Source organism: Variovorax sp. VNK109 (genome assembly GCF_049445855.1).
GTDB lineage: Bacteria > Pseudomonadota > Gammaproteobacteria > Burkholderiales > Burkholderiaceae_C > JAGOCV01.
The window spans coordinates 159218-183172 of record NZ_JBMSDV010000002.1 but is presented as its reverse complement, the minus strand read 5'-3'; the positions used below and the strand labels follow the sequence as shown (position 1 = coordinate 183172).

The following is a 23955-nucleotide window of genomic DNA, read 5'->3' as shown; positions in this document are numbered from 1 at the left end:
GTTGGCGGCTTGATAATTGCTAAGCACCGCTCACAGGCCAGGTGCTTCGCGGCATCGTAATTCATCCGGAGAAACTCCATCATGCTCAAAGGCAAAACAGCTCTCGTCACCGGTTCCACCAGCGGCATCGGCCTCGGCATCGCCCGTCGCCTCGCCAGCCAGGGCGCCAACATCGTGCTCAATGGCTTCGGCGACGCCGAAGGACCCAAGGCGGAGATTGCCGCGCTGGGCGCCAAGGTGGGCTACCACGGCGCCGACATGAGCAAGTCCGCCGATATCGCCGACATGATGAAGTTTGCAGCCGCCGAATTCGGCCGCGTCGACATCCTGGTCAACAACGCCGGCATCCAGCACGTCGCCAAGGTCGAGGACTTCCCGCCCGAGAAGTGGGACGCCATCATCGCCATCAACCTGACGAGCGCGTTCCATACCAGCCGTCTGGCGATTCCCGCCATGCGTGAAGCCAACTGGGGCCGCATCATCAACGTGGCGTCCACGCACGGGCTGGTCGCGTCGGCAGGCAAGTCGGCTTATGTCGCGTCCAAGCACGGCATCGTCGGATTCACCAAGGCGCTGGCGCTGGAAACCGCAACCACGGGCGTCACCTGCAACGCCATCTGCCCGGGCTGGGTGTTGACACCGCTGGTACAGAAGCAGATCGACGACCGCGCCGCGCGCGAAGGCATCACCGTCGAGAAGGCCAGGCATGACCTGCTGGCCGAGAAGGAGCCTTCACTGCAGTTCACCACGCCCGAAGAGCTGGGCGACCTCGCCGTGTTCTTCTGCTCGCCCGCCGGCAATAACGTGCGTGGCGTGGCGTGGAACATGGACGGCGGCTGGGCAGCCCAGTAAGGCCCCCGACAAGGCCGCCTTCCCCGCTTACTTCATCTGCACCGATCCGGAGACGTTGACCACCACGGTGGTCTTCCCGGCCTCGACCGGCACGGCGGAGTCCATGGCGGCCTTGGCTTCCATGGCCATCATGCGCGGACGCGGCACGCCACCCTGATCGCTGCTGTTGATGCTGACTTCACGCAGTGAATACGTGCTGAAGCCGAAGCTGCGCGAAATTTCCTGCGCACGCTGCTTGAACTGGTCGATAGCCTGGGCGCGCGCGTCGGCTTCCACCCTGGCGCGCTGCTCGCGGCTCAGGCCAAAGGCCACACCGCCCATCGTCAGCGTCTGGATGCGGCCTGCGGTGCCGGTGATGCGCGAAAAGTCGCGCCCTTCCAGCACCAGCTCGGCGGAACCCTGCCAGCCGTTGATCTTGCCGTCGCGCGTGTAGCGCGGGTTCAGGCTGAAGTTGCCGGTGCGCACGTCCATCTGGCCGGGTTGCGCGGCCTTCTTCGCCTCGTTCAACGCCGTGTCGAGCGCTGCCTTGAGCTGCGCCTGGACCGTGTTCGGGTCGGCGCCTTCACGCGTGGTCGACAGCGTCAGCACCAGCAAGTCCTGCTGGACCTCGACCTGCCCGCTCGCGGACAGTTGCGCCACGTTTTGCGGCTCGGGAAGCGTCTGCGCGCCCGCCACGACGGCAGACATGGAAAGCATGCCAGCGATCAGGCAGGCGGCGACGGTCTTCTTCGGATTCAGATGCATGGATGTCCTTGTTGTTGAAATTCAGGCGAGAGCCCAACGCGCCGGCATACGAGCGCGGATGACAGGGGCGGGGTGACAGCGGGAATGCAACCCGGAAGCAACCCGCAAGCGTCAGGGCCGCGGACCGCCCGGCGGCCGGGGCTCGACGCGCCCATCCGCCGAGGCACCGTACTGCCGGCGCAGCTGCTCGCGCAATTGCGCCTTCTGCTCAGGAGAGAGACTGGGTGCACCCAGGCCGTCCTTGGACGCTTGCGACACACCGCCGCGTTGCGATTCGATCGCGTGGCGCAATTCCAGACGGCGCTGCGCACGCAGCGCGTCTTCTTCCTGACGACCCATCTCCGGGTTCGCGCCCGGGCGGCCCATGGATTGGGCACGGGCTGGCAGCAGCACGGGCAGCGCGAGAAGGGCCACAGCGGAAATAAGAAGAGGACGGTTGAACTTCATCGGTACACCTCAATGGATTCGGCATGAGGCAAGTAAACACCGTCTCCAACCGGCGCCTGCGAGTGAGGGCAACATATGTAACATAGTGTCAAACTGTGGGGAAAAACATGGTTTGTGAGACGTGAGAGGCCCAGAATCGGCGCTGTTACAAATTCAATTTGGCAACTCATGACACAAACCCAAGCCCGCACAGACAAGATCCTCGTGGTGGATGACGACGCCCGCATCCGCGACCTGCTCCGCCGCTACCTGACGCAAGAGGGATTTGAAGTCATGGTGGCCGAGGATGGCAAGGCCCTGAACCGCATCGTGTTGCGTGAAGCCGTCGATCTGATCGTCCTCGACCTCATGATGCCCGGCGAAGACGGCCTCTCGATCTGCCGGCGCCTGCGCGCTGCCAACGACCGCACCCCCATCATCATGCTCACCGCCAAGGGCGAGGACGTGGACCGCATCGTCGGCCTGGAAGTCGGTGCCGACGATTACCTTGGCAAGCCCTTCAACCCCCGCGAATTGCTGGCCCGCGTGCATGCCGTGCTGCGTCGCCGTCCGCCGCAGGAAGCCCCGGGCGCTCCGTCCACCGACAACGAGACCGTGACCTTCGGCCCGTTCTCGTTCGATCTGGGTGCCCGCACGCTGCGCAAGAACGGCGAGGAGCTGCAGCTCACCACCGGCGAATTCGCCATGCTCAAGGCGCTGGTGCGCCACCCGCGCCAGCCGCTGTCGCGCGAGAAGCTGGCCCTGCTGGCACGCGGCCGCGAGTTCGAACCCTTCGACCGCAGCCTGGACGTGCAGATTTCCCGCCTGCGCAAGCTGGTGGAAGCCGACGCCGCCGCGCCCCGCTACATCCAGACGGTGTGGGGCGTGGGCTACGTGTTCGTGCCGGACGGTGCGGGCTGAAGCAGGGGATCAGGCAGTACTCCCGCTAGACTGAGGCTCGATGCACGACCCGGCGATCGACGGCACCCAGCCTGCTCCCCTCGAAACCCTGCCTGCGCCACTGGAGATGCGGCCCAAGGTGGGGTTGAGCCTTTTCTGGCGCACGTTTTTCCTGCTGGCCCTGCTGCTCGTCGGCTGCACCGTTGCCTGGCTGCAGACCTTCCGCTCGCTCGAATACGAACCCCGCGCCATCCAGACGGCGCACCAGCTTGCGTCGCTGGTCAACCTGACCCGTGCCGCCCTGGTGTATTCGGACTCGATCGCCCGCGTGTCGCTCATCAAGACACTGGCCGACCAGGAAGGCGTGCGCATCCTGCCGCGCGAACCTGTGGACACCTACGAGCCGTTCACGAGTGACGCGCTGGATGAGCGCATCACCGAAGAACTGGTGGCGCGCCTGGGCGCCGGCACCACGGTAGCCAGCAGTGTCAACGGCGAACCCGGCCTCTGGGTCGGTTTCGTGATCGACGGCGACGCCTACTGGCTGCTGGTGGACCCCACCCGTTTCTCGCGCGTGGGTGGCCGCACCTGGCTCATCTGGCTGATCATCGCCGCGGCCCTTTCCCTGGCCGGCGCGGCAGTCATTGCCGGCCTGATCAACCGGCCGCTGAAAAAGCTCTCGTTCGCGGCCAGCCGCGTCCGCGACGGCGATTTCGCTGCCAGCAGGCTGGACGAACGAACCGTCACCAACGAAATCCGCGAGGTGAACATCGGCTTCAACCGCATGGCCGAGCAGCTCGCCAAGATCGAGCAGGACCGCGCCGTCATGCTGGCCGGTATTTCGCACGACCTGCGCACGCCGCTGGCCCGTCTGCGGCTTGAAACCGAGATGAGCGTGTCCGACGAAACCGCGCGCGCCCACATGGCAGCCGACATCACGCAACTCGACGCCATCATCGACAAGTTCCTGGACTACGCGCGGCCCGACCATGTGGAGCTGAGCCCCGTGTCGCTGCGCGAGGTGGTCGACCTTTGCACCTACGCGGTTCAGGAACAGCAGGACATCCGCGTGAAAGTGGACATCCCCGAGAACCTGAAGGTGATGGCGGACGATGTGGAGCTCGCTCGTGTCGTCTCCAACCTGCTGGAAAACGCGCGCCGCTACGGCAAGACGCCGCAGACAGGCGTGGCGACGGTGACCATGGTGGCGCGGGCGCGCGAAACATCGGTGCTGCTGCGTGTGCGCGACTACGGTCAGGGCGTGCCGCCGGACGTCCTCGCCAACCTGACCAAGCCGTTCTTCCGGGGCGACACCGCGCGCACCGAGGCAACCGGTGCCGGCCTGGGCCTGTCGATCGTGGACAAGACGATCCAGCGCATGGGTGGGGAATTCACCCTGTCGAATGCCAGTTCAGGCGGACTGGCGGCGCACATCAAGCTGCAGCGCGCTCGGTAAGGGCGGGCTCAGGCCTTGAACAGCAGCGCCACCGCCCGTGCCTCCATGGCACGCCCCTCGCCCACCGGGCCCATCTTCTCGGCCGTCTTGGCCTTCACGTTCACCTGACCGACCGCCACCCCCAGCATCTGCGCAATGCGTGCGCACATCGCGGGAATGTGCGGGGCCAGCTTGGGCGCCTGCGCGACGATGGTGCTGTCGACGTTGCCGATCTCCCATCCGGCCGCACGCACGCGGCGCGCCGCCTCAGCCAGCAGCACGGCGGAGTCGGCCCCCTTGAACTGCGCATCGGTATCCGGAAAATGCCGGCCGATGTCGCCCAGCGCGGCAGCGCCGAGCAGCGCGTCCGTGATGGCATGCAGCAAGGCGTCCGCATCCGAATGGCCCATCAGCCCCATCGTGTGCGGGACTTCGATGCCACCGAGCATGAGTTTGCGGCCGGCGACCAGCGCGTGTGTGTCCCAGCCTTCGCCGATGCGGATGTTCATGGGAATTCTTTCACTTTCGACTGTTGAGCACGGCCTCCGCAAGCGCGAAGTCCTCGGGGTAGGTGACCTTGAAATTCTGCGCGCTGCCAGGCACGAGCAGGGGCTCGAGGCCCATCGCTTCCATGGCGCCGGCTTCGTCGGTCACCTGCGTGCCCGCCTTCTCCAGCGCCTCGATGAGCGCGCCGATGCGGAACATCTGCGGTGTCTGGGCCAGCCATTTGTCGCTGCGGTCGAGCGTGGCTGAGACGCGTGCATCTGCACCGGCGGCCGCGGACTGCTTGAGCGTGTCGGCCAGGCGATGGGCCAGCAGGCCGCCCACCGCATCATGGCGACAGGCCGCGACCAGCGCGCGGATTTGCGCCGGCGTGACGAGGCAACGCGCGGCGTCGTGCACGAGCACCCAGTCATCGGCCTGCGCACCTGCGGTTTCATGGGCGAGCAACGCACGAAGGCCGTTCAGTACCGTGGCGGCGCGTGTGGCGCCGCCTGCGGCAAGCAGGTGTTCACCGGCGCCGTCTTGACCGGGTCTCCGGCCGAAATCAGGAAGGATGCGACGGAAAGCCTCATCGTCCGCGGCAATGACGACCCACAGCCCGGCAAGCTCGCCACGCAGGGCACGGAACGCATCGACGGTGTGCCGCACCATGGCCTGCCCGGCAACCAGCGTGTACTGCTTGGCCAGCGCCATGCCGGCGCGGCTGCCGGTGCCCGCGCAGGGGATCAGCGCGAACAGGCGCGGCGCATCTGCCGGCGTGCCGGACGGCGGATCGGACGGGAAATCGGGCTTGGATTCCGGCATGGCCAGGGGCGTTGGAAGCAGTCGGGAAGGGAATGTCAGTGGCGGCGGCCAGATTCTAGGCGCGACGCCCACGCGGGGCGGCCAGCCCACCTAAAATCGGATGCTTCACACCCCTCCCTTCTCCGGCGCGGGGTGTTTTCCATTTTTTGTTGCATTCCCAGCCGATGGATTTACCCAAACTCACACCGGGCAAACGTTTCACACTGCCCCGACCGGTCGGATCGGCGGACGCACTGTTACTTTCGAAACTCGCACTTCGAGAAAAAGTGGCGGGCAGGCCGACGGCCATCTTCACCGCCGACGCGACGGACGCCCAACGCCTGCTTGAAGAAATCCGCTTCTTCGAGCCCGACCTGCGCGGCGCGATCTTCCCGGACTGGGAGACGCTGCCCTACGACACGTTCTCGCCGCATCACGACCTGATCTCCGAGCGGCTCGCCACGCTCTGGCGGATCTCGCAGCGCAACAAGGAAGACGGCGCGGACATCATCGTCGTGCCGGCCACCACGGCGCTCTACCGCGTCGCCCCGCCTTCGTTCCTGGCGGGCTATACCTTCCAGTTCAAGGTGAAGCAGAAGCTGGACGAGGCCAAGCTCAAGGCGCAGCTCACCCTGGCTGGCTACAACCACGTCACGCAGGTCGTGAGCCCCGGCGAATACGCCGTGCGCGGCGGGCTGATCGACCTCTTTCCCATGGGCTCCAGCGTGCCCTACCGCGTCGACCTGTTCGACGACGAGATCGACTCCATCCGCACCTTCGACCCCGACAGCCAGCGCAGCCTGTATCCGGTGCCCGAAGTGCGACTGCTGCCCGGCCGCGAATTCCCCATGGACGATGCGGCGCGCGCGCGCTTTCGCAACCGCTGGCGCGAACTGCTCGAAGGCGACCCGACGCGCAGCCGCATCTACAAGGACATGGGCAACGGCGTGGCGACTGCCGGCATCGAGTACTACCTGCCGCTGTTCTTCGAGGACACGGCCACGGTGTTCGACTACCTCGGCGCGGACGCGACGGTGGTGCTGCACGGCGACCTCGAAGCTGCTTTCCAGCATTTCTGGCAGGACACGCGCGACCGCTATCGCCTGGTGCAGGGCGACCCGGAACGTCCCGTGCTACCGCCCGACGCGCTGTTCCTCAGCAGCGAGTCGTTCTACGAACGCGCGAACGCGCATGCGCAACTCTCCATCCGCCCTGCCCTGCAGGACGTGGCGGACAACGCGCATTTCCAGAAGCTGGACAGCCTCTCTGTCGTGCGCGGTGCCGACGAACCCCTGGCGCGCCTGGCTGCCCACATCCGCAACACCGCACATCGCGTGCTGCTGCTGGCCGAAAGCGATGGCCGGCGCGAGAGCCTGCTCGACTTCCTGCGCGCGGGCGGTGTGAGCCCGCCGGCCTTCGACTCGCTCGAAGAATTCCGGCAGGCAGCCGACGAGAAGATCGGCATCGCCACGTCCGGCCTCGCGGTCGGTTTCAGCTGGCTCGAGGAAGGCCTGGACTTCGTCACGGAAACCGAGCTCTTCGCAACCAGCGCCACCACGCGCCGCCGCAAGAAGCAGGAACAGGTCAGCGACGTCGATGCATTGATCAAGGACCTGAGCGAGCTCAACGTGGGCGACCCGGTGGTCCATTCCGCGCACGGCATCGGCCGCTACAAGGGCCTGATCAACATGGACCTCGGCCAAGGCAGCTCGGAGTTCCTGCATCTCGAATACGCCGACAAGGCCACGCTCTACGTGCCGGTGAGCCAGTTGCACCTGATCAGCCGCTACACCGGCGTCAGCGCCGACGAAGCGCCGCTGCACAAGCTCGGCTCGGGCCAGTGGGAAAAAGCCAAGCGCCGCGCCGCCGAGCAGGTGCGCGACACCGCCGCCGAGCTGCTCAACATCTACGCCCGCCGCGCTGCGCGCGAAGGCCATGCCTTCCGCTTCTCGCCGCAGGACTACGAGACCTTCGCCAACGACTTCGGCTTCGAAGAGACGGCCGACCAGCGCGCGGCGATCCACGCCGTCATCCAGGACATGATCAGCCCGCGCCCCATGGATCGCCTCGTCTGCGGCGACGTGGGCTTCGGCAAGACCGAAGTTGCCCTGCGCGCAGCGTTCGTCGCGGTCACCGGCGGCAGACAGGTCGCCTTCCTTGCGCCGACCACGCTGCTGGCCGAGCAGCACTACCAGACACTGGTGGACCGCTTCAGCAAGTGGCCGGTCAAGGTGGCCGAGGTTTCGCGCTTCCGCTCGGGCAAGGAGATCACGACCGCCATCAAGGGCATCGGCGACGGCAGCGTGGACATCGTCGTCGGCACGCACAAGCTGCTCTCGGAATCGACCAAGTTCAAGGACCTGGGCCTGCTCATCATCGACGAGGAGCACCGCTTCGGCGTGCGCCACAAGGAGGCGATGAAGGCACTGCGCGCCGAGGTGGACGTGCTCACGCTCACCGCCACGCCGATCCCGCGCACGCTGGGCATGGCGCTCGAAGGTCTGCGTGACCTGTCGGTCATCGCGACCGCACCGCAGCGGCGTCTGGCCATCAAGACCTTCGTGCGCAACGAGGGGCATGGCGTCATCCGCGAAGCGGTGCTGCGCGAATTGAAGCGCGGCGGGCAGGTCTACTTCCTGCACAACGAGGTGGAGACGATCGAGAACCGCCGCGCCAAGCTGGAAGAAATCCTTCCCGAAGCACGCATCGCGGTCGCCCACGGCCAGATGCCCGAGCGCGACCTCGAACGCGTGATGCGCGACTTCGTCGCCCAGCGCTACAACCTGCTGCTGTGCTCGACCATCATCGAGACCGGCATCGACGTGCCGACGGCCAACACCATCGTCATCAGCCGCGCCGACAAGTTCGGCCTGGCGCAGTTGCACCAGTTGCGCGGCCGCGTCGGCCGCAGCCATCACCAGGCCTATGCGTATCTGATGGTGCCGGACACCGAAGGCCTCACCAAGCAGGCCGCGCAGCGGCTCGACGCCATCCAGCAGATGGAAGAGCTCGGATCGGGCTTCTATCTCGCGATGCACGACCTGGAGATCCGCGGCGCAGGCGAAGTGCTCGGCGAGAACCAGAGCGGCAACATGCTGGAAGTCGGCTTTCAGCTCTACAACGAGATGCTGTCCGAAGCAGTCGCCTCGCTCAAGGCCGGCAAGGAGCCCGACCTGCTCTCGCCGCTTTCCGTCACCACGGACATCAACCTGCACGCACCCGCCCTGCTGCCGGACGACTACTGCGGGGACGTGCACCTGCGCCTGTCGTTCTACAAGAAGCTCGCGACGGCCAAGAACGCCGACCAGATCGACTCGCTGCTCGAAGAAATCGTCGACCGCTTCGGCAAGCTGCCCCAGCAGGCGCAGACGCTGATCGACGTACACCGCCTGCGCGTGCTGGCGCGGCCGTACGGCGTGGTGAAGGTCGATGCCGCGCCGGGCGTGACGAACATCACCTTCCGGCCCAACCCGCCGATCGATTCGATGCGCATCATCGACCTCGTGCAGAAGAACCGGCACATCAAGCTGGCGGGCAACGAGAAGCTGCGCATCGAACGCGAACTGAAAGAGCCGAAGGACCGCGCGCAGATGGTGCGCGACGTGCTGCGCAGTCTTGGCCAGCCGAAGGCGGTCGAGGCCTGAGCGCGGCGCGCCTCGACGCCTCTTGAACCGAACTCCAGTCAAACATGGACCCGTTTTGGGTCTATTTTTGATCTTGTCGGGTCGAACTCAGCCCGATACGATGGCCCGACTGCCGCAACTCGACGGCACGGCACTGGAGACAAGACTTGAACTGGAAGGGGCTTCGCACCGGCGAAAAGGCCATCCTGGACCACGTGTTCTGGGCCAGCGGCATTTCGCGTGACGCGCTCGCGACGGCGTCATCGTTCTCCAAGAGCCGCGCCAATGCAGCCGTCGCCGAACTCCTCGACCAGGGCCTGCTGGAAGAATCCGGCCAGCAGGTGCCCACAGGCGGACGCCGCGCCGAAGTCCTCCGCCTCTCCCGCAGCCTGGGGGTGCTGATCGGCGTGGCGGTCGGCGCCACCGGCCTCGAAGTCGGCATCCTCAGCCCCGACCTTGCCGTGCTCGCCCACCACAGCGAACCGGCCGACGTGCGCGACGGTCCCGGCCCGGTGCTCTCGCGCATCCGCACACTCATGCACGAGCTTCTCGCCCAATGCCGGATGGGGCCCAAGCAGGTCATTGCCATCGGCATCGGCCTGCCCGGCCCGGTGGACTTCGACAGCGGGCAACTGGTCAACCCGCCACTCATGCCGCAGTGGGACGCTTATTCGATCCGCGACGACATCGGCACCGACTTCTCCGCGCCGGTCTTCGTGGACAACGACGTGAACGTGATGGCGCTGGGCGAACTCTGGCGCATGCAGCGCAGCCTGCAGAACTTCCTGGTGGTGAAGGTCGGCACCGGCATCGGCTGCGGCATCGTCTGCCATGGGCAGGTCTACCGCGGGGCCAACGGTTCGGCCGGCGACGTCGGCCATATCTGCGTGGTGCCGGACGGCCCGCGCTGTCATTGCGGCAATTTCGGCTGCGTCGAGACGCTGGCCGCCGGCCCGGCCATCGCCGCCATGGCCACCGAAGCTGCACGCGCTGGCCAGAGCGACATGCTCGCCCGCATGCTGGCCGAGCGCGGCACGCTGCGCCTGCAGGATGTGGCAGAGGCCAGCCGGGCCGGCGACATGGCCGCGAACCAGGTGATCCAGCGTTCGGGGGCGCTCGTGGGGCAGATGCTCGCGTCAGTCGTCAACTTCTTCAACCCGTCGCATGTGTTCATCGGCGGCGGCGTGTCGCGCGTGGGGCCCCTGTTCCTTGCTGCGGTGCGGCAGAGCGTATACCAGCGGTCGCTGGCGCTTTCCACGCGCCATCTCGACATCCAGTACACGCCTCTGGGCGACCGCGCAGGCCTGATCGGCGCGGGCGTGCTCGCCATGCAGGAAAGCCTGCGGCAGGCGGAGGCGGCATGACGGGCGCATCAAACACGAGCGTGCGCGTCGAGCTCGTCGGCATCGACAAGAGCTTCGGCCCTGTGCAGGTGCTGCATGGCGTCAGTCTGATGCTGGAGCCGGGCCACGTGTACGGCCTGCTCGGTGAGAACGGCGCAGGCAAGTCCACGCTGATGAAAATCCTGTCGGGCTACGAATCACCGTCGGCCGGCGAGATCCGCGTGAATGACCGCGCCGTGGCGTTCGACGGGCCGCGCGCAGCCGAAGCCGAGGGCATCGTGCTGATCCATCAGGAATTCAACCTGGCCGAAGACCTGACGATCGCGCAGAACATCTTCCTGGGTCACGAGAAGCGGCGCGGCATCTGGTTGGCTGAAGACGAGATGCGTGCCGCAGCCCGCGCCGTCATGGATGACGTGGGGCTCAAGGCCGACCCGGACACGCGCGTGCGCGATCTCATCGTGGCCGAGCGCCAGCTGGTGGAGATCGCCAAGGCGCTGTCCCGCAAGGCCCGCGTGCTGGTGATGGACGAACCCACCGCCACGCTGACGCCGGGCGAGACGAACCGGCTGTTCGAACTGATGGCGAAGCTGCAGTCCGAAGGCGTGACCATCGTCTACATCTCGCACAAGCTCGACGAGGTGGAGCGCGTGACACGTGAAGTCGTCGTCATGCGCGACGGACGTCTCGTGGCGCAGCGCCCCACGGCCGAACTCACCCGTGCGCAGATGGCCAATCTGATGGTCGGGCGCGAACTGGCCGACCTCTACCCTCCACGCAACGAAGTTCCGGCCGACGCGCCCGTGCTGCTGTCGGTACGCGACCTGAGCGTGCCCGGGTGGGCCGAGGGTGTGAGCTTCGACGTGCGCGCCGGCGAGGTGCTGGGCTTTGCCGGTCTGGTCGGCGCGGGCCGCACCGAACTTTTCGAAGGCCTGCTGGGCCTGCGCGCACGCACAGTGCAGTCAATGCAAATTGCGGGCCGTGCCATCGCACCACGTTCGCCGCGTGAGGCCGCGGACGCAGGCCTGACGTACCTGAGCGAAGACCGCAAGGGCCGCGGCCTGCACGTGCGCTTCGGCCTGCGCGACAACCTCACGCTGATGGACCTGAAGCGCCACGCGAACCCTTGGTTGAGCCCGGCCAGCGAAGCAGCAGCGCTCGATGCCGCAGTGAAGGAATTCGGCATCCGCACCGGCTCGCTCGACGTACCCGCGTCCGCGCTTTCCGGCGGCAACCAGCAGAAGCTCGCCCTCGCGCGGGTGCTTCACCCGCAACCCCAGGTGGTGGTGCTGGACGAACCCACGCGCGGCGTGGACATCGGCGCCAAGCGCGACATCTACCTGCTGATCCGCCGGCTCACCGATGAAGGCAAGGCGGTCGTCGTGATCTCGTCCGAGCTGATGGAACTCATCGGCATCTGCCACAAGGTCGCCGTCATGCGTGGCGGCCAGCTGCGGGCCATGCTGCCGGCCGGACTACTGAATGAAGAGGAACTCATCGCCCATGCCACAGGAACCCGCTGAGGCCAGCCTCATGAAGAAGCTGAATCTGCATTCGCTCGGACCGGTGCTCGGCCTCGTGGTGCTGTGCGTCGCCGGCACATTGCTCAACAGCGAGTTCGCGACCATGGACAACGCGATGAACGTGCTCACGCGCACGGCCTTCATCGGCATCATCGCCGTGGGCATGTGCTTCGTCATCATCTCGGGTGGCATCGACCTGTCGGTCGGCTCCATGGCGGCGCTGATCGCGGGCGTGACCATCCTGCTCATGAACAAGCTGCTGCCGCTGGGCTGGCCTCCGGCCATGCTGGTTGTGGTCGGCATGGTATGCGCGGTGGTGCTGGGTGCGCTGTTCGGGCTCGCACACGGCCTGCTCATCACACGCGGACGCATCGAGCCTTTCATCGTCACGCTGGGCACGCTCGGCATCTTCCGTGCGTACCTCACCTACTTCGCCAACGGCGGTGCGATCACGCTGGAGAACGAACTCTCCGACGTGTACGGCCCGGTGTACTACGGCAGCCTGCTGGGCATCCCGATTCCGGTATGGGTGTTCGCCGCAGTCGCAGTCGCGGGCGGCCTGCTGCTCAACCGCACGACCTATGGCCGCTACGTGCAGGCCATCGGCTCCAACGAACAGGTGGCGCGCTATGCCGCCGTGGACGTGGACCGCATCAAGGTGCTGACCTACACGCTGCTCGGCGTGTGCGTGGGCATCGCCACGCTGCTGTACGTGCCGCGTCTGGGCTCGGCATCGCCTTCCACGGGCTTGCTTTGGGAGCTGGAAGCCATCGCCGCCGTGATCGTCGGCGGTACAGCGCTGCGCGGCGGTGCGGGCAGCATCAGCGGCACCGTGATCGGTGCGGTGCTGCTTTCGGTCATCAGCAACATCCTGAACCTCACCAGCATCATCAGTGTGTACCTGAATGCGGCGGTGCAGGGCTTCGTGATCATCGCCGTCGCGTTCATGCAGCGGCGGCGCAACTGAGTTTTCGCAGAGCGTGCTTTCCGTAGTTTTTCACCACCACCAACCAAGGAGACAAGAGAGATGAACACAAGACGTACCCACCTGCTGACCGCCATCGCGCTGGCAGCCGCTGCTTTCGCAAGCCCGGCGATGGCACAGAACAAGGTGAACCTCGGCGTCGCCATCCCGGCCGCCACGCACAGCTTCGCCGCCGGCCTGGTGTACTGGGCCAACGAAGCGAAGAAGGAACTGGAAAAGTCCAACCCGAACATCAAGGTCACCATCAAGACCAGCAGCGGCGCGCCCGAACAGGCCAACCAGCTGCAGGATCTGGTGACTGCCACCAAGATCGACTCGCTCGTCGTGCTGCCTTTCGAATCGGCAGCGCTGACCAAGCCGGTCGCGCAGGTCAAGGCCAAGGGCGTGTACGTGACGGTGGTCGACCGCGGCCTGACGGACACCAGCGCGCAGGACGCCTACGTCTCCGGCGACAACACTGCCTTCGGCCGCATTCCGGCCGAGTACCTGGTGAAGGCGCTGAACGGCAAGGGCAACATCGTCGCGCTGCGCGGCATCCCGACCACCATCGACAACGAGCGCATGGATGCCTTCAAGGCCGTGATCGACAAGTCACCCGGCATCAAGCTGCTGGACGCCAAGCACGGCAACTGGAACCGCGACGACGCGTTCAAGGTCACGCAGGACTTCCTGACGCGCTTCAAGCAGATCGACGCCGTGTGGGCGGCGGACGACGACATGGCCTTCGGCGTGCTCAAGGCCATCGAACAGGCCAAGCGCACCGACATCAAGATCGTGTTCGGCGGCGCCGGCGCGAAGTCGATGATCAAGACGCTGATGGACGGCAGCAACCCGCTGATCCAGGCCAATGTGTCCTACTCGCCGAAGTTCCTGTACGACGCGATCAAGATGACCGCGCTCGCACGTGCCAAGGGTGAAAAGCTGCCTGCCACGACCATTGTCCCGTCGGTGCTGATCACCAAGGACACCGCGAAGAACTTCTACTACCCGGATTCGCCGTTCTGATCGCGACGGTGCACATGTGAAAGAAACGCCAGGAGAACCCTCATGAGAACCATCCAGGGACCGGGGATTTTCCTGGCCCAGTTCATCGGCCCGTCCGCACCGTTCGACACGCTCGACGGATTGGCGGGCTGGGCCGCTTCGCTGGGCTACAAGGGGGTGCAAATCCCCACGTCGGACCCGGCGATCTTCGATCTCGACAAAGCCGCCACGAGCGACACATATTGCGACGACATCAAGGGCCGCCTCGCGCAGCACGGCCTGGAAGTGACCGAACTTTCGACACACCTGCAAGGTCAGTTGCTCGCGGTGCACCCCGCGTACGACCTGCAGTTCGACGCGTTCGCGCCGAAGGCATTGCACGGCAAGCCGGCCGAGCGCACGATGTGGGCAGAGTCGCAACTGAAGCTCGCCGCGAAGGCGTCGAAGCGTCTGGGCCTGAAGGCGCATGCCAGCTTCTCGGGCGCACTGGCATGGCCATACCTCTACCCGTGGCCGCAGCGCCCGGCGGGACTGGTCGATGCCGCGTTCGCCGAATTGGCAAAGCGCTGGAAGCCGGTGCTCGACGCATTCGACGATGCAGGCGTGGACGTCTGCTACGAACTGCACCCGGGTGAAGACCTGCACGACGGCGTGACCTTCGAGCGCTTCCTCGATGCCGTGGACCAGCATCCGCGCGCGAACATCCTGTACGACCCGAGCCACTTCGTGCTGCAGCAGCTCGACTACCTCGAGTTCATGGACATCTACCACGAACGCATCCGCGCCTTCCACGTGAAGGACGCCGAGTTCCGTCCCAACGGCCGGCAAGGCGTGTATGGCGGCTTTGCCAACTGGATCGACCGCGCGGGCCGCTTCCGTTCGCTGGGTGACGGCCAGGTGGACTTCCGCTCGATCTTCTCGAAGATGGCGCAGTACGACTACCCGGGTTGGGCCGTGCTCGAATGGGAATGCTGCATCAAGCATCCGGAAGACGGTGCGCGCGAAGGCGCGGCCTTCATCCGCGACCACATCATCCGCGTGGCCGACCGTGCGTTCGACGATTTCGCAGCGAGTGCGGGAGATCCGGCGACGCTGTCGAACCTGCTCGGGCTGTCGAAAGAGAAATGATGGCAGGCAACGGCTTCGCAAAAAACAAAGACACGTCGCGACGCATCCGGCTGGGCATGGTGGGCGGCGGTGAAGGCAGCTTCATCGGCGCGGCACACCGCATCGCTGCGCGGCTGGACGACGAATTCGAGCTCGTTGCCGGTGCGCTCTCTTCCACCCCCGCCAAGGCGCACGCCAGCGCGACGGCCTTGCGCATCGCACCCGAACGCAGTTACGCCGACTACGGCGAAATGGCCCGCGCCGAAGCCACGCGTGAAGACGGTATCGACGCGGTGGTCATCGTCACGCCGAACCACTTGCATGTGCCGGTGGCGCTCGCGTTCGCCGAACAGGGCATCCACATCATCTGCGACAAGCCCATCGCAACCTCGCTGGCCGATGCGCAAAAGCTCGCGCAGGTGGTCCGCGAAAGGAATCTCCATTTCCTGCTGACACACACCTACAGCGGCTATCCCATGGTGCGGCAGGCGCGCGAGATGATCGCGGCCGGAGAACTCGGCGACATCCGCATCGTGCAGGTGGAATACGCGCAGGACTGGCTGGGCCAGCCCATCGAACAGCAGGGCAACAAGCAGGCCGCGTGGCGCAACGACCCCGCGCAGGCCGGGCCCGCTGGCGCGCTCGGCGACATCGGCACGCATGCTTATCACCTCGCCCGCTACGTCTCGGGACTGAAGGTGCAGGAGCTCTCGGCCGAACTCTCGACCTTCGTCGCAGGCCGCGCGCTGGACGACCACGTGCAGGTCATGCTGCACTACGAAGGCGGCGCACGCGGCATGCTATGGGCCAGCCAGGTTGCAAGCGGTGCGGTCAACGCGCTGCGGCTGCGCGTGTATGGCACGCAGGCGTCGCTGCACTTCGATCAGGAACGGCCTGAAGAACTCCGGTTCGCCCGCCAGGGTGAACCGGCGCAATGCCTGCGTCGCGGCCTTGCACCGGCCTCATCGGCGATCGCCGGCATGAGCCGCATTCCCGCCGGGCACCCCGAGGGCTATCTGGAAGCCTTCGCGCAGTTGTACCGGGACTTCGCCCAGGCATGGCGGAAAGGCACGGACGGCGCAAACGGCGTTGAGGGCCACATGCCCGGGCTGGACGACGGCATCGACGGCATGGCCTTCGTGGAGGCGGCGATCCGCAGCCATCGCGACGGCGCGAAGTGGACAAAGCTGCAGGCCATCTGACGTCGATTGGAGTCGCCTGACGCCTCTGTCGTGGCCGGATGAGAAAATCCCGGTCATGACTGCCTCCCCTGCCACCGAATTCGCCCCCGGCCTCACCGTCCGCATCTTCACGCCTCCGCTGCGACTGGACGCATTCAAGCTGATCGCATTCGACATGGACTCGACGCTGATCAACATCGAATGCGTGGACGAGATCGCCGACGCCGTGGGTCGCAAGGCCGAAGTGGCCGCCATCACCGAAGCATCGATGCGCGGCGAGATCACCGATTTCAAGGAGAGCCTGCGCCGCCGTGTCGCGCTGCTCGAGGGCGTGACGGTGGCGCAGATGGAAGCGGTCTACAAGGAGCGCCTCAGGCTCAACCCTGGCGCGGCAGAGCTCATTGCCGCCTGCAAGAAGGCCGGCATGAAGGTGATGCTGGTTTCCGGCGGCTTCACGTTTTTTGCCGAGCGCGTATGCGAGCGGCTGGGCATCGACTTCATGCGCGCCAACGTGCTCGACGTGGACGCCAATGGCGTTCTCACCGGCCGCATGGTGGACCAGCCCTGGGGCGACATCTGCGACGGCGAAGAGAAACGCCGCATGCTGCTGGCGACCTGCGGTGAACTCGGCATTCCGGCCCATCAGGCCATCGCGGTGGGCGATGGCGCCAACGATCTGCCGATGATGGGCGTGGCTGGCCTGTCCGTCGCGTATCACGCCAAACCGAAGGTGCGCGAACAGGCTATGGTGGCCATCGACACCGGCGGGCTGGACCGGCTGCTCGAGGTGGTGCATCCCTGAGCCGTACACCTTCCCTGCCCGGGTAGGAAACGTCCTGCAAGCACGGGGCTGCCTGCCCCACATGGGATTGCCACCATGCGGCCTAAAGTGATCCGCTGATCCATCAGACCAACCAGAGGACACCGACATGGCCACCACCGACCTTCCCGGCGCAGACGATGCCGCCGAAAACGCAGCGACGCGCAACATCCACAAGGCCAACACCCGGCTGCACGACAAGATCGACCAACTGTCGAGTTCCGCCCACGAGGGTGTGGACAAGGTCACCGGCAAGGCCACCGCAACGGCCGAAGCGTGGAGCGACCGCCTTCATCGCGTGACCGAAACGCCCGAACAGGCGCTCGAAGCCGCTCGCGATTGCGTGCGTGAAAAGCCGTTGCAATACGTCGCCATCGCCGCCGGCATCGGCGTGCTGGTGGGGCTGCTGTGTGGCGCGCGCCACCACAGCCGCTACTGACTCTGCTGAGACTGCTGACGCTGTGCGCCGTCGCTCAGGCCCGCTCGAGCTGCGGGCGGCCTGCCTGCACCACGAATTGCGCAAGCGTCTGCAGACCACTGTCGCGCCGCGTCACGTCATCGACCGCACGCAAGGTAGTAGTGATCTGCCGGGGCGTGAACTCCACGACACCGTAACCCCGCTTCTCGCCGTTCGCGTAGACGAAGTGGGGGTTTTCGGCAAGCCACTCGGCCTGCCTGGGGCTCACGCTCGTGCGCGAGGTGATGCTCGTTCCGCAGAATTCCACGCCGAGCGCGGCACTTTCAGCGCGCGTGTAGTCGGCCTTCACGTGGCCGACCCAGTTCTCGTGGACATCGCCACCCAGCAGCACCGGGTTCGCAACGCTGTGCTTCTGCATGGAAGCCAGGAACCGGTTGCGCGCGGGCGTGTAGCCGTCCCATCCGTCGTTCCACATGAATTCCTCCGGCCCGCGCCTGAAATCGCGCCGGCCGAAGACGCTTTGCTGGCCCACGACGTTCCAGGTGGTGCCTGCGGATTCTGCGAACGCGCGGTCCAGCCACGTCTCCTGTTCGGCACCGAGCAGCGTGCGGGCCGGATCGTTCCAGATCGCGCAGCGCTCCGTCGCCACCGACCCTGAACCCGCACGTCCTTCGGGCGTGCACGCTTGCGCGTTGCGGTATTGCCGGTCGTCCAGCAGGTGCAGCGTTGCCAGGCGGCCGAACGGCACACGGCCGTAGATGCGCAACTCGGCGCCCTGCTGCAGCCCTGCGATGGCGCGCGTGAGCACCGTGCTGCGCAGCGGCATGTGCTCGTAGTAGGCCTGGTAGGCGGCCGCACGGCGCGCGCCGAAATCCGCCACGGCCGGGCCGGCGTTGCCCGCGGCCACGCCGGCGTAGTCGTTCTGCACCTCGTGGTCGTCCCACGTGACGAGCCAGGGGCATGCCGCGTGCATGGCCTGCAGGTCTTCGTCGGTCTTGTGCAGCGCATAACGTGCACGGTAGTCGTCCAGCGTGATCACCCAGCCACCGGGCACGCGGCGCGCCGGTTCGCTCGCGCCGGGGTATTCGTAGATGTAGTCGCCCAGGAACATCACCACGTCCAGCGACTCGTTGCGCATGTGGCGGTAGGCGGCGTAGTACCCGTGCTCCCAGCGCTGGCACGACGCGTAGGCCAGCCGCAGGCGCGAGACCGCAGCCCCCTCGGCGGGAAAGGTGCGCGTGCGGCCGGTGGGGCTGACCCAGTCGTTGCCATGGCCACCGACCATGAACCGGTAGAAGTACCAGCGATCGGGTTCGAGCCCCTGCACTTCCACGTGCACGGAATGCGCAAGCTCGGGTGAGGCCTGCGCGACACCCGATTTCGCGATGCGCATGAATGCCTCGTCATGCGCGACTTCCCAACGCACTGTCACAGGTCCCTGCGACAGCGCGGACACGCCGGTGAAGCCGCCCGACACGAGGCGCGTCCACAACACCATGCCGTCGGGCGACGGCGAGCCACTGGCCACGCCGAGCGCGAACGGGTTGGACGAAATGCGGGGCTGGCTCCACGCACTGCGCGGCAGCCACAGCAGGGTCGCGCTGCCGGCCGCCAGTTGCAACAGCCGACGGCGGTTGACGGGGTCCGGGGAATTCTTCGAGTTGTCGTTCATGTGTCCTCCTGCACGGCCAGGCCTCACGGGTCGCGCTGGTTATACACGCGTGTCATGACGACCGCGTTGACAACCGCATCCTGCGCACGACCACGCGGACTCAGGCCTGCCAGACCCCGAAACCCCGCCTGCGCAGGCCGATGCCGAGCTCCACTTCCATGAGCTTCGCGTCGTCGTAGGGCATGGGATTGTGCTTCTCGTACAGCGCGGGCAGCAGGTGCAGCCCGTAGTCGCGCACGAAGACATTGGCCTGGATACCGGCCTTGTGCTTGTCGAAACGGATGTCCGGGTCCAGCCCCGTCATGCCGACATAGACGAAGGGCTGGCCGAGCTGGTAGTCTGGGTTCGCGCGGCGAAAGCGTGCGCTGTTCCAGACCTCATCGGACAGCTGCACAACATAGACGTGATAGCGGGGCCGCATCCCACACACTTTAACCAGGCTGGGTATAGTCGGCAGGGTTCCCCGCCCTGCAGCTCGTGACTTCCCCTCCGCCCGCATCCCCCACCGCGTCCCCCATCGAACCCTGGCACATCGTCGCAGCCGGCATGCTGTCGCTGGCCGTGGCCATGGGCATCGGGCGCTTCGCCTTCACGCCGCTGCTGCCAATGATGCTGCACGACGGCGTTGTGGACCTGCGGAAGGCCAGCTGGCTGGCCAGCGCCAATTACCTCGGCTATCTGCTGGGTGCGCTCCTGTGCACCGCGCAGCCCTGGATCTGGCGTCGCCTGGGCGGCCTTCCGCCGGTGCGCCACACCCTGGCCGTGCGCATCGGCCTCAGCGCCACCTGCGCACTCACGCTGGGTATGGCGCAGCATTTTCCGGCCGCTTGGCCGCTTCTGCGGTTCCTGGCCGGCGTGGCCAGCGCGCTGGTGTTCGTTTTCGCGTCCGGCTGGTGCATGGGCCAACTGGCGCGGCTGGGCGTGCCGGCGCGCGGTGCCTTGATCTTTGTCGGCCCCGGCGCGGGCATCATGCTCAGCGGCGTGGCCGCGTCGGCCATGGTGGCGGACGGCTGGCGCGCTGCGACGGGCTGGCTCGCCTTCGGCGTGCTGGCCGCCGTGCTGACGGCTGCGATCTGGCGGGTGTTCGCGCGCCAGCACGTGCTGCCCATCAGTGCACCCGCCCCCGTCGCCAGTTCGGCCGAACCCGCAGGTGAGCGCACTCACGGGGCTACCGAACTCGGCCTGCTCACCCTAGCGTACGGGCTCGCAGGGTTCGGCTACATCATCACCGCCACCTTCCTGCCGGTGATCGCGCGCGGCACCTTGCCAAACTCGGCATGGCTCGATCTGTTCTGGCCGATCTTCGGGCTGGGCGTGATGCTCGGTGCCGTCATCGCGTCGCGCATCCGCAATCCGGGTGATATGCGCATCATGCTCGCCGGCTGCTACGTCATCCAGGCGCTGGGCGTGGCCGCCGGTCTGGTCAGCCCGACGTCCGCCGGCTTCGCCATCGGCAGCCTGTTGCTCGGACTGCCGTTCACGGCCATCACCTATTTCGCCATGCAGGAGGTGCGGCGCGTGCGGCCGCTGGCTGTGTCGGCCTTCACCGGGCTGCTCACCGCCATGTATGGCTTCGGGCAGGTGGCCGGGCCGCCGCTGGCTGCGTTTGCGATTGCGCACAGCGCCAGTGCCACGCAAGGCTTCGACCTGTCGCTCGGTATTGCCGCCGCGTCTCTGGTGTTGGGTGCACTCATCTACGGATGGATGGCGCGTGCCTATCCCTATCCGCGCGGGCATTGATGGCCATGCAAGGCAGCTCCCCGTCCACACCCGTGCGCGTGCTCTGGATCATGTTGCTGGGCCTGATCAGCGCGTTTGCGCTGAGCCAGGCATTCCGCTCGCTCGCCGCGATGATGGCCACGCAATTGCAGGCCGAGTTCTCGCTCGATGCGCAGCAGCTCGGCGTGTTCGCCGGCATCTTCCATTTCGCGTTCGGTTCGATGCAGTTGTTCATGGGCATCGGCATCGACCTGTACGGCGTGCGGCGCACCCTGCTCACCGCATTCCCGCTCGCCGTGGCCGGTGCGGCCCTGTCGGCGCTCGCGCCCAGTTACGGATGGGTGCTGGTCGGGCAGGCGTTGACCGGCGTCGGCTGCGCGCCGGCGTTCCTCGTCTGCACGGTGTTCATCGCGCGGCACTTCCCTGCAAATCGCTTTGCGGCCGTCTCGGGTACGACCATGGCGATCGGCGGCATCGGCCTGCTGGCAACGGGAACACCGCTGGCGTGGGTGGTGCAGGAATGGTCGTGGCGCATGGGCTTCGGCGTGCTCGCCGTGTTGTCGGTGCTGGCGTGGATCACGGTGTTCGCACTCGTGCGCGAGCCCGCGACGGAAAGCCCGGAAGCAGCGGCACCTTCTGCCGCAAAGGAATCGCCATGGACCGCGCTGCGCCAGTTCGGGCGTCTGCTGGCCATGCCGCAAACGTGGGGCATCATGGCGCTGGCCTCCGTGACCTACGCGGCCTTCCTCACATTGCGCGGGCTCTGGCTCGGTCCGTTGCTGGTGGAACGCTACGGCATGACGCTGGTGCAAAGCGGCAACGTGGCCGTGGTCGCATCGCTCGTGTCGTTGCTCACCGCGCCGCTGTTCGGCCGGGCAGACTCCTTCTTTGCCGCACGGCGGCGTCGCTGGATCGTCGGCTTCGCGCTGGTCATGACGTTGCCGTTCGTGCTGCTGGCGTTCACGCAATCGGTCGCACTTGCCATCGCCTCCGCCATCGGCATCGGCTTCATCACCGGATTCATCATCCTGCAGTACTCCGACACGCGTGAGGCTTACCCACCTTCTATGACGGGCCGGGCGATGGCGGTGTTCACCATGGCCATGTTCCTGGGCATCGCGATGATGCAGTGGGTCACCGGGCTGGCTGCGTCATGGGCCTCGCAACACCAGTTCGACGCCTATGCGGCGGTCATGCTGACGAGTGCAGCGATGCTGGCGTCGGGTGCGGCGGCTTTTGCCCTGTTGCCCGGGCCGACAAAGAAAGATTGATCATCGGCAATTCACGACGCCGCCCTGCGCCACGCAGGTTCCCGAAGGGCCAATGAGCACAGGGCCTTGCCCGTTCAGGCGCGTGCCGTTCGAATCCCAGCAACCACCGGGATCGCAGGTTGTGAGTACGGTCGGTCGGGCGACCTGGACCGGGGGTGGGGCCATCTGCGCACGTGGTTCGGCGGGAGCCTTGGGCGGCAGGTCGGGATGCGGCTTTTCAATGACGGGCGGCGTCATCGCCGGTGGCGGCGGCGCGCGGCCGGACATTGCCGAATCGGCCGGCTGGTCGAAACAACGCGAAGCGACGACGCCACGCGAGCGCTCGAGTTCGATCTTGAGCTTGGCGGTGTTCCCTGTACCGCGATCGGCTTTGCGGTCGGCATCCACGGCAGACGTCGCAGCCTCGAGTTCACGTTGCGCACTTTGGCACCGTTCGGAATTCAGCCGGTCCTGCGCGTGAACAGGCATGCCCGACAAAAGAATCCATGCACCGAAGGCGACGACCGACGCTGCGAAAATCAACGCGGTCCCACGTTTCGATTGTTTGACCCACCGTGCACCCGGTGCACCGGCTGCGTCCGGCGCGCTCGGATGCGGCAGCGACTCGCCAGGATGCGGCGTCGGCTGCTGTTCGCCGGGCTTCTGGGGCGCTTTCTGCGGCGCCAAGGGTTCCGGCGTGGGCGGGTGCTTCGGATTGATGGACATGATGAAGAAGTATTCGACCGGGCTCGTGGCTGCGGTGTAGGACCGCGGCCCGGTTGCAGGTAAGCACCCGTATCGAAATGCTCGCGCATGATTCAGATCACGCTGCGCGCGTGAACTTCGCGTCACAGTCGAGTCATACGGGAATACGTCCGGTTTCTACAGAAAGTGAGGCACACCACATGTTCAAGCACATCATCCTGGCCACCGACGGTTCCGCCGCGTCGGAGCACGCCGCAGGCCTGGCCGTGGGCCTGGCCCGCGCGCACGGTGCGAAGCTGACCGCCCTGTACGTGGTCGACCCTTATCCCTACGTGGGCGTGGGCGACGTGAACCCGATGGGCTTCCAGTCCTATATGTCTGCTGCAATGCAGCATGCGGCTGAGGCCCACGCGCGCGTGGCAGAACTTTGCGAAGCGGGCGGCACGAAGGTGAACCTGGCCACACGCGTGGCAGAAGACGTCACCGCGACCCAGGGCATCGTCGAAACAGCAAAGACCGAAGGCGCGGACCTTATCGTGATGGGCTCGCACGGCCGTACGGGCGTTGCGCGTCTCATGATGGGCAGCGTGGCCAACAAGGTCGCGGCGGAATCGCCGGTGCCGGTGCTGATCGCCCGTTGAGACTCGTCTTGCGGGTCAGTCGTGCAGGGCCGATAGCTTCAATTCGCAGGAGCGGCCCAGCCACACCGCGCTTTCGCGATGGTCGCGGCCCCGGAATAGACATGGGCATGCCAGCTGTCGATGGCTGACGGTTCGAGGATCCGCATCCTGCTGATGTTGGTCCTTCGGACGGGCAACAGTGCCATTGCCGCACCCAAGGCCAGTGCCTTGGCTGGTGATGTACGCATGGGCGGGAAAGGAGAAGCCATGGCAGACCTTGATGTTTGTTTTGATCGAGTCTGCGCGCGCAATGCGTCGCGCTCCGGCGGTCAAAGCGGTAGCGAAGGGTAGGAATGCGGCG

General features: G+C 66.2%; 22 protein-coding genes. 15 read left to right on the top strand and 7 right to left on the bottom strand.

The genetic code is table 11. The features are described 5' to 3' along the window. The first annotated feature begins 81 nt into the window (after positions 1 to 81). Positions 82 to 852: a 3-hydroxybutyrate dehydrogenase gene (locus tag ACO2Q9_RS08410; protein ID WP_423310189.1), complete on the top strand. Its 771-nt coding sequence runs from the start codon at positions 82 to 84 to the stop codon at positions 850 to 852. A gap of 27 nt (positions 853 to 879) precedes the next feature. Here the strand turns inward: ACO2Q9_RS08410 and ACO2Q9_RS08405 are convergent, their stop codons facing one another. Together ACO2Q9_RS08405 and ACO2Q9_RS08400 are read right to left on the bottom strand one after the other, a co-directional pair. Continuing rightward, positions 880 to 1596, bottom strand: a complete 717-nt coding sequence (locus tag ACO2Q9_RS08405) for an SIMPL domain-containing protein (protein ID WP_423310187.1) — start codon at positions 1594 to 1596, stop codon at positions 880 to 882. Positions 1597 to 1707: 111 nt separating this feature from the next. Then, complete coding sequence (locus ACO2Q9_RS08400) at positions 1708 to 2043, bottom strand: hypothetical protein (protein ID WP_423310185.1); 336 nt, start codon at positions 2041 to 2043, stop codon at positions 1708 to 1710. A 168-nt stretch (positions 2044 to 2211) separates the two neighbouring features. Here ACO2Q9_RS08400 and ompR point away from each other — a divergent pair, with 168 nt between their 5' ends. Both ompR and ACO2Q9_RS08390 read left to right on the top strand, forming a co-directional pair. Beyond that, a complete protein-coding gene (gene ompR, locus ACO2Q9_RS08395; RefSeq protein WP_423310183.1) occupies positions 2212 to 2943 on the top strand; it encodes a two-component system response regulator OmpR in 732 nt (243 codons plus the stop codon). A gap of 40 nt (positions 2944 to 2983) precedes the next feature. Next, entirely contained in the window at positions 2984 to 4378 is a 1395-nt protein-coding gene (locus tag ACO2Q9_RS08390; protein WP_423310181.1) for an ATP-binding protein, read from the top strand. An 8-nt stretch (positions 4379 to 4386) separates the two neighbouring features. On the opposite strand, the gene ispF is transcribed toward ACO2Q9_RS08390, so the two are convergent. Further along, positions 4387 to 4866: a 2-C-methyl-D-erythritol 2,4-cyclodiphosphate synthase gene (ispF, locus tag ACO2Q9_RS08385; protein ID WP_423310179.1), complete on the bottom strand. Its 480-nt coding sequence runs from the start codon at positions 4864 to 4866 to the stop codon at positions 4387 to 4389. 10 nt (positions 4867 to 4876) lie between these two features. After that, the gene (gene ispD / locus ACO2Q9_RS08380) at positions 4877 to 5665 is read right to left on the bottom strand and encodes a 2-C-methyl-D-erythritol 4-phosphate cytidylyltransferase (protein WP_423310177.1); all 789 of its coding nucleotides are present in this window, start codon (positions 5663 to 5665) and stop codon (positions 4877 to 4879) included. A 164-nt stretch (positions 5666 to 5829) separates the two neighbouring features. Here ispD and mfd point away from each other — a divergent pair, with 164 nt between their 5' ends. From mfd to ACO2Q9_RS08335, 9 genes are all read left to right on the top strand, one after another. Beyond that, positions 5830 to 9288 (top strand): transcription-repair coupling factor, encoded by a 3459-nt coding sequence (gene mfd / locus ACO2Q9_RS08375; protein ID WP_423310175.1) that lies wholly within the window; start codon positions 5830 to 5832, stop codon positions 9286 to 9288. Between the two features lie 146 nt (positions 9289 to 9434). Continuing rightward, the gene (locus tag ACO2Q9_RS08370) at positions 9435 to 10631 is read left to right on the top strand and encodes an ROK family protein (RefSeq protein WP_423310173.1); all 1197 of its coding nucleotides are present in this window, start codon (positions 9435 to 9437) and stop codon (positions 10629 to 10631) included. Then, on the top strand, positions 10628 to 12133 hold the full coding sequence (locus ACO2Q9_RS08365; RefSeq protein ID WP_423310171.1) for a sugar ABC transporter ATP-binding protein: 1506 nt from the start codon (positions 10628 to 10630) through the stop codon (positions 12131 to 12133). The genes ACO2Q9_RS08370 and ACO2Q9_RS08365 overlap by 4 nt, the downstream gene beginning before the upstream one ends. After that, the gene (locus ACO2Q9_RS08360) at positions 12114 to 13100 is read left to right on the top strand and encodes an ABC transporter permease (RefSeq protein ID WP_423310169.1); all 987 of its coding nucleotides are present in this window, start codon (positions 12114 to 12116) and stop codon (positions 13098 to 13100) included. Before ACO2Q9_RS08365 ends, ACO2Q9_RS08360 begins: the two co-directional genes overlap by 20 nt. 60 nt (positions 13101 to 13160) lie before the next feature. Continuing rightward, entirely contained in the window at positions 13161 to 14123 is a 963-nt protein-coding gene (locus ACO2Q9_RS08355; protein WP_423310167.1) for a substrate-binding domain-containing protein, read from the top strand. Between the two features lie 42 nt (positions 14124 to 14165). After that, complete coding sequence (locus tag ACO2Q9_RS08350) at positions 14166 to 15230, top strand: sugar phosphate isomerase/epimerase family protein (RefSeq protein WP_423310165.1); 1065 nt, start codon at positions 14166 to 14168, stop codon at positions 15228 to 15230. Then, on the top strand, positions 15227 to 16411 hold the full coding sequence (locus tag ACO2Q9_RS08345) for a Gfo/Idh/MocA family protein (RefSeq protein WP_423310163.1): 1185 nt from the start codon (positions 15227 to 15229) through the stop codon (positions 16409 to 16411). The genes ACO2Q9_RS08350 and ACO2Q9_RS08345 overlap by 4 nt, the downstream gene beginning before the upstream one ends. Positions 16412 to 16466: 55 nt before the next feature. Next, complete coding sequence (gene serB, locus ACO2Q9_RS08340) at positions 16467 to 17192, top strand: phosphoserine phosphatase SerB (protein WP_423310161.1); 726 nt, start codon at positions 16467 to 16469, stop codon at positions 17190 to 17192. 127 nt (positions 17193 to 17319) lie between these two features. After that, on the top strand, positions 17320 to 17649 hold the full coding sequence (locus ACO2Q9_RS08335; protein ID WP_423310159.1) for a DUF883 family protein: 330 nt from the start codon (positions 17320 to 17322) through the stop codon (positions 17647 to 17649). Between the two features lie 34 nt (positions 17650 to 17683). On the opposite strand, the gene ACO2Q9_RS08330 is transcribed toward ACO2Q9_RS08335, so the two are convergent. Continuing rightward, positions 17684 to 19300, bottom strand: coding sequence for an alkaline phosphatase D family protein (locus ACO2Q9_RS08330; RefSeq protein ID WP_423310157.1), 1617 nt, complete (start codon positions 19298 to 19300; stop codon positions 17684 to 17686). Positions 19301 to 19400: 100 nt separating this feature from the next. Then, positions 19401 to 19721: a hypothetical protein gene (locus tag ACO2Q9_RS08325; protein ID WP_423310155.1), complete on the bottom strand. Its 321-nt coding sequence runs from the start codon at positions 19719 to 19721 to the stop codon at positions 19401 to 19403. Between the two features lie 56 nt (positions 19722 to 19777). Between ACO2Q9_RS08325 and ACO2Q9_RS08320 the strand changes: the two genes are divergently transcribed. Beyond that, positions 19778 to 21040, top strand: coding sequence for a YbfB/YjiJ family MFS transporter (locus tag ACO2Q9_RS08320; protein WP_423310153.1), 1263 nt, complete (start codon positions 19778 to 19780; stop codon positions 21038 to 21040). Then, positions 21040 to 22290: an MFS transporter gene (locus ACO2Q9_RS08315; protein ID WP_423310151.1), complete on the top strand. Its 1251-nt coding sequence runs from the start codon at positions 21040 to 21042 to the stop codon at positions 22288 to 22290. The genes ACO2Q9_RS08320 and ACO2Q9_RS08315 overlap by 1 nt, the downstream gene beginning before the upstream one ends. Here the strand turns inward: ACO2Q9_RS08315 and ACO2Q9_RS08310 are convergent, their stop codons facing one another. Next, on the bottom strand, positions 22291 to 22995 hold the full coding sequence (locus tag ACO2Q9_RS08310; protein ID WP_423310149.1) for a hypothetical protein: 705 nt from the start codon (positions 22993 to 22995) through the stop codon (positions 22291 to 22293). It lies immediately after the preceding gene. Positions 22996 to 23174: 179 nt separating this feature from the next. On the opposite strand from ACO2Q9_RS08310, the gene ACO2Q9_RS08305 reads away from it, so the two are divergent. Beyond that, positions 23175 to 23615 (top strand): universal stress protein, encoded by a 441-nt coding sequence (locus tag ACO2Q9_RS08305; RefSeq protein ID WP_423310147.1) that lies wholly within the window; start codon positions 23175 to 23177, stop codon positions 23613 to 23615. The last annotated feature ends 340 nt before the right edge of the window (positions 23616 to 23955 follow it).

What these genes read in the sequence shown, in the direction of transcription:
- ompR (WP_423310183.1), top strand. Translation starts at nt 2,212, where the DNA reads ATGACACAAACCCAAGCCCGCACAGACAAGATCCTCGTGGTGGATGAC.
- ACO2Q9_RS08355 (WP_423310167.1), top strand. Translation starts at nt 13,161, where the DNA reads ATGAACACAAGACGTACCCACCTGCTGACCGCCATCGCGCTGGCAGCC.
- ACO2Q9_RS08360 (WP_423310169.1), top strand. Translation starts at nt 12,114, where the DNA reads ATGCCACAGGAACCCGCTGAGGCCAGCCTCATGAAGAAGCTGAATCTG.
- ACO2Q9_RS08390 (WP_423310181.1), top strand. Translation starts at nt 2,984, where the DNA reads ATGCACGACCCGGCGATCGACGGCACCCAGCCTGCTCCCCTCGAAACC.
- ispF (WP_423310179.1), bottom strand. Translation starts at nt 4,866, where the DNA reads ATGAACATCCGCATCGGCGAAGGCTGGGACACACACGCGCTGGTCGCC.
- ACO2Q9_RS08365 (WP_423310171.1), top strand. Translation starts at nt 10,628, where the DNA reads ATGACGGGCGCATCAAACACGAGCGTGCGCGTCGAGCTCGTCGGCATC.
- ispD (WP_423310177.1), bottom strand. Translation starts at nt 5,665, where the DNA reads ATGCCGGAATCCAAGCCCGATTTCCCGTCCGATCCGCCGTCCGGCACG.
- ACO2Q9_RS08310 (WP_423310149.1), bottom strand. Translation starts at nt 22,995, where the DNA reads ATGTCCATCAATCCGAAGCACCCGCCCACGCCGGAACCCTTGGCGCCG.
- ACO2Q9_RS08410 (WP_423310189.1), top strand. Translation starts at nt 82, where the DNA reads ATGCTCAAAGGCAAAACAGCTCTCGTCACCGGTTCCACCAGCGGCATC.
- ACO2Q9_RS08335 (WP_423310159.1), top strand. Translation starts at nt 17,320, where the DNA reads ATGGCCACCACCGACCTTCCCGGCGCAGACGATGCCGCCGAAAACGCA.
- ACO2Q9_RS08305 (WP_423310147.1), top strand. Translation starts at nt 23,175, where the DNA reads ATGTTCAAGCACATCATCCTGGCCACCGACGGTTCCGCCGCGTCGGAG.
- ACO2Q9_RS08400 (WP_423310185.1), bottom strand. Translation starts at nt 2,043, where the DNA reads ATGAAGTTCAACCGTCCTCTTCTTATTTCCGCTGTGGCCCTTCTCGCG.
- ACO2Q9_RS08405 (WP_423310187.1), bottom strand. Translation starts at nt 1,596, where the DNA reads ATGCATCTGAATCCGAAGAAGACCGTCGCCGCCTGCCTGATCGCTGGC.
- mfd (WP_423310175.1), top strand. Translation starts at nt 5,830, where the DNA reads ATGGATTTACCCAAACTCACACCGGGCAAACGTTTCACACTGCCCCGA.
- ACO2Q9_RS08325 (WP_423310155.1), bottom strand. Translation starts at nt 19,721, where the DNA reads ATGCGGCCCCGCTATCACGTCTATGTTGTGCAGCTGTCCGATGAGGTC.
- ACO2Q9_RS08330 (WP_423310157.1), bottom strand. Translation starts at nt 19,300, where the DNA reads ATGAACGACAACTCGAAGAATTCCCCGGACCCCGTCAACCGCCGTCGG.
- ACO2Q9_RS08315 (WP_423310151.1), top strand. Translation starts at nt 21,040, where the DNA reads ATGGCCATGCAAGGCAGCTCCCCGTCCACACCCGTGCGCGTGCTCTGG.
- serB (WP_423310161.1), top strand. Translation starts at nt 16,467, where the DNA reads ATGACTGCCTCCCCTGCCACCGAATTCGCCCCCGGCCTCACCGTCCGC.
- ACO2Q9_RS08345 (WP_423310163.1), top strand. Translation starts at nt 15,227, where the DNA reads ATGATGGCAGGCAACGGCTTCGCAAAAAACAAAGACACGTCGCGACGC.
- ACO2Q9_RS08350 (WP_423310165.1), top strand. Translation starts at nt 14,166, where the DNA reads ATGAGAACCATCCAGGGACCGGGGATTTTCCTGGCCCAGTTCATCGGC.